At 69.2% G+C, this 6,101-nt stretch carries 5 protein-coding genes; 4 read left to right on the forward strand and 1 reads right to left on the reverse strand.

The annotated features are described in order from the left end of the window. Nucleotides 1-18: 18 nt before the first annotated feature. Complete coding sequence (locus ALI144C_RS10485) at nucleotides 19-1,863, reverse strand: protein-arginine deiminase family protein (protein ID WP_083752910.1); 1,845 nt, start codon at nucleotides 1,861-1,863, stop codon at nucleotides 19-21. A gap of 67 nt (nucleotides 1,864-1,930) precedes the next feature. On the opposite strand from ALI144C_RS10485, the gene ALI144C_RS10490 reads away from it, so the two are divergent. The 4 genes from ALI144C_RS10490 to ALI144C_RS10505 all read left to right on the forward strand — a co-directional run. Continuing rightward, a complete protein-coding gene (locus ALI144C_RS10490; protein WP_076986837.1) occupies nucleotides 1,931-2,656 on the forward strand; it encodes an ankyrin repeat domain-containing protein in 726 nt (241 codons plus the stop codon). Nucleotides 2,657-2,869: 213 nt separating this feature from the next. Then, on the forward strand, nucleotides 2,870-3,784 hold the full coding sequence (locus ALI144C_RS10495) for an alpha/beta hydrolase (protein WP_330359576.1): 915 nt from the start codon (nucleotides 2,870-2,872) through the stop codon (nucleotides 3,782-3,784). Between the two features lie 11 nt (nucleotides 3,785-3,795). Further along, a complete protein-coding gene (locus tag ALI144C_RS10500) occupies nucleotides 3,796-5,301 on the forward strand; it encodes a hypothetical protein (protein WP_202818911.1) in 1,506 nt (501 codons plus the stop codon). Nucleotides 5,302-5,324: 23 nt separating this feature from the next. Then, nucleotides 5,325-6,101, forward strand: a 777-nt coding sequence (locus ALI144C_RS10505) for a hypothetical protein (RefSeq protein WP_202818912.1), incomplete at its 3' end; no start/stop codon positions are given.

Genomic DNA, 6,101 nt, shown 5'->3' on the forward strand with positions numbered 1-6,101 from the left:
GGGTGACCAGCGGGAATGTCAAGCGCCTGACATTCCCCGCTGTTCCCACCAGCGACCGCTCCCTGTGTCGCGCCACGCGTTGGTCGCGCAGTGCACCTCGCCTTTGCCGAGGTGCGCCCAGAAGAAGTCCTCCACCCAGGACACAGCGACACCGTTGCGGCGCAACGCCTTCTCCGTCACGTCACGGAAAACGTCGCGGCCGTCCACCACAGGCCCGTGCGGATCGGGCGCCGCGAAACGCTGTGGCGTCACCGACAACCCGTTGGGAATGCTGGGGCTGAACGCCGAGTACAACGGGTCGCCGTTCCCCCTGACACCGTCGACGGCCCAGAGCACCGGCACCCGTACCAGCTCCTCCGGCCTGATCCCGGTCTCGGCCATCAGCACCGACAGCTGGCGGTCGATGTGCCGGGCGGCGTCTTCGTTGCCACGCAGGAAATCCTGATCGGCCAGCAGTCCGGCGACGGTCGGCCGGTGCGGCGCCTGGGTGTCGGCGAACAGCCGGGTGTCGCCGAGTCCCCGCCCGGCGATGTCACGCAGCATTCCCTCGGCCATCCGGGCATCGGCGACCATCAGCGTCCAGCCGCGCTCGCCGGGCGCGGGAATGACGTGGACCGTCTCGTCGGCGTGACCGACCAGCAACCACGACGTGTCGATGACGACCGGAGGCTGTTGCCCTTGTCCGGTCAGCAAGCCGACGAAGGCCTGGTTGGGTGTCCGGTCCGGCGCGGAGCCGTACAGCAGACGCCCGTGCGGGAACCCCCGGTAAGGCGGCAGGGACTCGATGTTGCCGGTCGAGTTGAGGCTGTCGTCCTCATTGGGCAGCAACTGCTCAGTGAACTCCTGCACCACTCCGACACCCGGCCCCCGCAGGTGCCGGAACAGGTGACGCCCAGCCGGACGCAGACTGGTGTGCAGGGCGCCGTCGCTGCCTGCGAGCCGCCACCGGTTGGCGGACCGGATCATCACCCGCATCGACTGGACCCCGTCGCGGACGGGCATGCTCACGGTCGCGGGCTCGAACGTGTCCTGCCACCACATGTCCTTCCACCACCCCGGGCTGCCCTGCACGAACCGGGTCTCCACCTGGGTGCCGATGGCGGCGCGCAGCGACGAGGAGAACGCGGGCCACTCCCCCGGCACCCCGTCGGCGATCGGCCAGGGCTGCGCCTTCGACGGCCAGCCAGGCCCGTCACCCGGCTTCCCGGCGAACACCGTGGCAGCGGGCTGGAGGTCGTTCTGCACCAGCAGCGGCGCCACTCTCAGCTGGACCCGGTCGGTCCCGCGGCCTGGCACCTCCAGGGTCGCGGTGACCACGGCGTCCCAGACGGTCCGGTCACGCACCACGTCACGTCCCTCGACAGCGAGGTCCACCCCGTGCTTGAGGTCGGCGGCGGTCAGCACGCCGTTGTTCTCCGGGGTCAGCGGGACAAAACCGCCGTCTCGGCGGACGAAGACGCGGGCCGACTCGGCGGGCGCCACGGTCAGCCGTGCCGTGCTCACGCCGGGCAGGGCGCCGATGCGCATCGGCGCGAGGTCGGCTTGGTCGGCCGGGCCGTTCACCACGCTGTCGGCCGCGTCGTTGCACGCCGCGAGCCTGCGGTCCACCGTGATGTCCACCGCTTCCAGGTCCGCGTCGCTGACCTGGCACCGGCGCTGGTCGTCGTCGACGTTGGGCAGGGCGATCGCGCCACGGGCCGATGTCCAGACGTCCTCACCGCGCTCGTCGGCCGCAGTCAACCGGCCGTCGCGGTCGGTGTCGGCGAGCAGGTCGGGCAGCGGCGTGGCCGCTGCGGGTGTCGCGAGCAACGCGGCCACGGCGAGTACAGCCGCTCCCGCTCCGCACACACGCTTCATAGGCATTCGCCACACATAACACCGTTGAGTGACCCCAGGTCCACGCTGCTTTCCAGCCGATAGTCTCAACGACGTGAACTCGCTTGATAGCGCGGATCCACTTGCCCAAGCGGCCGTTTCGGCGATCCGCACCGGTGACGTGCGGTCGCTGACCGAGTTGCTGGCCGAGCACCCGGGGCTCGCGCGTGTCCGGATCCGGGACCAATCGTGCGGTGAGGAGCGGTCCTTGCTGCACGTCGTGACCGACTGGCCGGGGCACTACCCCGAAGGCCCTGCCACCGTCGCCGCGCTCGTCGCCGCCGGTGCCGACGTGAACGCCCGCTTCAGCGGCGGCGCACACACCGAGACCCCGCTGCACTGGGCCGCGAGCTGCGACGACGTCGCCGTTGTCGACGCGCTGCTCGACGCCGGTGCCGACATCGACGCCGACGGCGCCGTCATCGCGGGCGGGAGCCCGCTCGACGACGCCACCGCGTTCGGCCAATGGCACGCCGCGCACCGCCTGGTCGAGCGCGGCGCCCACGTCACCCTTTTCCAGGCCGCGACGCTGGGCTTGGTCGAACGTCTCGACCAGCACCTCAAGGCCGCGGACGAGGACGACGTCAACGAGGCGTTCTGGGGCGCGTGCCACGGCGGCCAGCAGGGCACCGCCGAGGTCCTGCTCGGACGTGGCGCGCAGGTGAACTGGACACCGCCGTGGGAGAACCTCACGCCACTGGACGCCGCGCACCGCAGCGGAGCCGATGACCTGATCCGGTGGCTTCTGGACCACGGTGCTGCCTCCGCCGTCAAAAACTGACCGGACGCTGTTTCCAAAAACAGGCTGTATCCAGGCGAATGCGGACGGCCACGGCCGACCGGCCATTAATGGCCGGTCCTGTGTCCTTGTCCTGTCACGGACCGTTACCGCACGATCGCGTTCACGTACCGCGACACTGGGAGGACACACGTGAACGAGTACCGCCACAGCCGACGGAGCATGTTGAAAGCAGCCGGGGGGATCGGCGCAGCGATGACTCTCGGCAGTGTCGCCATGGCGGGCACAGCCAGCGCCGCGGGCAACGGCTTCGGGCTGACGATCGTCCAGAGCAACGAGCAGGACCCCCGGATGTGGTACTACCGGTTCGGCACCGCCGAAATCGGCTGGCAGCCCGCCGTGAACGTGCTGCTGCCGGACGGCTACCACACCAGTGGCCTGCGCTACCCAGTGCTGTACCTGTTCCACGGCGGCGGCAACGACCAGGACTTCATCACCTTCGACCGGCTGGGCATCCGGGCATGGACGGCGGGCAAGCCGATCATCGTCGTGATGCCCGACGGCGGGCACGCGGGCTGGTACTCCAACCCGGTCACGACCAACGTCGGCCCGCGCAACTGGGAGAACTTCCACATCCACCAGTTGCTGCCGTGGGTCGAGGCGAACTTCCGCACCTTCGCCGAGTACGACGGCCGCGCGGTCGCGGGCTTCTCGATGGGCGGTTTCGGCGCGTTGAAGTACGCCGCCAAGTACTGGGGCCACTTCGCCTCGGTCAGCTCGCACTCCGGCCCGGCCAGCCTCCGCCGCGACAACGGCATGGTGGTGCACTGGGCCAACCTCAGCTCGGCCGCGATGGACCTCGGCGGCGGCACGGTCTACGGCGTGCCGTGGGACGAGGCCCGGGTCACGGCCGACAACCCCATGCAGCGCATCGAGAGCTACCGCAACAAACGGATCTTCCTGGTCGCCGGGACCAGCCCCGATCCGGTCAACTGGTTCGACCAGGCCAACGAGACCCAGGTGCTCGCAGGTCAGCGTGAGTTCCGCGCGGCGCTGGACCAGGCAGGCATCCACTACGAGGCACACGAGGAGCCCGGCGGCCACTTCGTCCGCGAGCACCTGATGCGGGCCGACCTCGACGGCATCATCGCCCGGCTCCGCAAGGCGTAGGGGGAGTTCCGATGAGACGTCTCAGAGTGCTCCTGTCGCTTGTCGTCGTGGTGCTCGCCGCCATCGCGGTTCCGTCGGCCGCCGAGTCGGACCGCGGCGGCCCGATCACCCGCAGCGAGGTGATCTGGCGTGCCCAGTACTGGGTGGACAACCAGCCTGGCCCGTACGACCAGGGCGGGTTCTCCCCCGGTCCCGGCGGGGACTACAACTACCGCCGCGACTGCTCCGGTTACGTGTCGATGGCGTGGCATCTCAACGCGAACCCGTCGACGCAGGGGCTCCCGGGTTACTCGCACGAGATCTCACGGGCCGACCTGCGCCCGGGAGACATCCTCAACTCGTTCTACGACCACGTTCTGCTGTTCCACAAGTGGGAGGACGACCAGGGCGGGTTCTCCTACTACTCCTTCGGTTCCACGCCGGTGAAGCACCTGCGTGCGAACATCCACAACGCGAGTCTCGACGGTCACCCCAACGGCGACTACAAGGCTCTGCGCTACAACAAGATCGTCGAGGACACCACCGCCAGGCCGCATCCGTACGCCTCCGGTCGCGTCGTGTCGGGCAGGTCGGCGGATGGCCGGTTGGAGACGTTCGCGGCAGGCGCCGACGGCGTGTACCACTCGTGGCAGCTCGCGGTGAACGGCGACTGGTCGGCGTGGGAGTTCATGCGTGGACCGCGTAACGCGCAGCTCGCCGTGGCGACGAACGCCGATGGCAGGCTGGAGCTGTTCGCGTTGTCCGACAGCACTTTCGACCACATGTGGCAGACCGCGCCGAGCGCGGGCTGGTCCGGCTGGGAGAACTTCGGCGGCGGCGGATACCGAGTCGCGGCAGGCACCAACGCCGACGGCCGCATCGAAGTGATGGCGTCCAACAGCACCGGCGTGTTCCACCGCTGGCAGACCGCACCCAGCGGCGGCTGGGGCAACTGGGAAGGAACCATGGGCGGCCCCGCCAACTCGCGGCTCGCCATGGAGAACGCCCCCGACGGCCGGTTGGAGGTGTTCGCCTTGTCGGACACCACGTTCCAGCACATGTGGCAGACCGCGGTCAACGGCGGCTGGTCCTCGTGGGACGACTTCGGCGGCGGTGGGCACGACGTCACCGTGAACCACAACACCGACGGGCGCCTGGAGGTCTTCGCGTCGGGTTCCAATGGGGTGTTCCACCGGTGGCAGACCAGCCCGACCGCGTGGTCGGAGTGGACGGGCACCGGCGGACCGGTGAACTCCGAGCTGACGTCGGACCGCTCGGTCGACGGCCGCGTGGAAGTGTTCGCCATCAACGGCAGCACCGCGGGCCATGTCTGGCAGACCAACCCGAACGCGCCGTACTCGGACTGGGAGACGTTCGGCACCGGCGGCACCGAGGTCAACGCGGGCCACAACGCCGACGGCCGCATCGAGGTGTTCGCGACGAGCGGCGCCGGTGTCTTCCACAGGTGGCAGACCGGGTTCTCCACCTGGTCGGAATGGGGCTGGGTCGGCACGTCCGCAGGGCCAGCGATCAACTGAACTCGCGCCAGGAAAGTGACGCAATGATGAGACATTTGTTGCGCCGCGCGTTCACCGTGCTCGTCACCGCCGGGGTACTGGCGGCGACGAGTGGTGTCGCGACGGCCGAGCAGCCACCGACCACCCCACCTCATGACCCCAGGATCGCCGGTTCCGCGCAGCGGCTGGCGATCCGGATCGCACCGTGCGACCCCAACGGGCCGTCAGGCACCGACCGCACCATGGCCGACCAGTTGAACCCGCAACTGCGCAACAAGATGGCCGGGTACATGGACGCCTACCGGGTGTCCTGCGCGCGGGCGATCGTGCAGCAGGTGCGAGCACGCGGGTACAACCAGAAGGCAGCGGCGATCCTGATCGCGGCATCGATCGTCGAGAGCAGCCTCAACAACTACGACGAGGCCGTCGACCACGACTCGCTCGGTCTGTTCCAGATGCGCAAGTCGCTCTGGTGCCCCTCGGACTCGCAGGGGTGCGTCAACCCGGCCCGCGCGGTCGACTGGTTCCTCAACACCATGGAACGCAACGCTCCCGCCTGGAACGACATGCCGATCGGCGAAGTCTGCTGGCGCGTCGAGCAACCGCGAGAAGACCTGCGCGGCCTGTACGCCGTCGAAGCGAACGACGCCGTGGTCATCGCCAACGCCCTGTGGTCCGGTGCGGGTAGTGCCCTCAAGCATCCCTACGCGTCTGGTCGTGTGGTGTCGGGCAGGTCGGCGGATGGCCGGTTGGAGACGTTCGCGGCAGGCGCCGACGGCGTGTACCACTCGTGGCAGCTCGCGGTGAACGGCGACTGGTCG

Source organism: Actinosynnema sp. ALI-1.44, from assembly GCF_001984155.1.
In the GTDB taxonomy this organism is placed as follows: domain Bacteria; phylum Actinomycetota; class Actinomycetes; order Mycobacteriales; family Pseudonocardiaceae; genus Kibdelosporangium.

Excerpts from the sequence above, each read along its gene's own strand:
- ALI144C_RS10485 (WP_083752910.1), bottom strand. The coding sequence starts at position 1,863 with ATGCCTATGAAGCGTGTGTGCGGAGCGGGAGCGGCTGTACTCGCCGTG.
- ALI144C_RS10500 (WP_202818911.1), top strand. The coding sequence starts at position 3,796 with ATGAGACGTCTCAGAGTGCTCCTGTCGCTTGTCGTCGTGGTGCTCGCC.
- ALI144C_RS10495 (WP_330359576.1), top strand. The coding sequence starts at position 2,870 with ATGACTCTCGGCAGTGTCGCCATGGCGGGCACAGCCAGCGCCGCGGGC.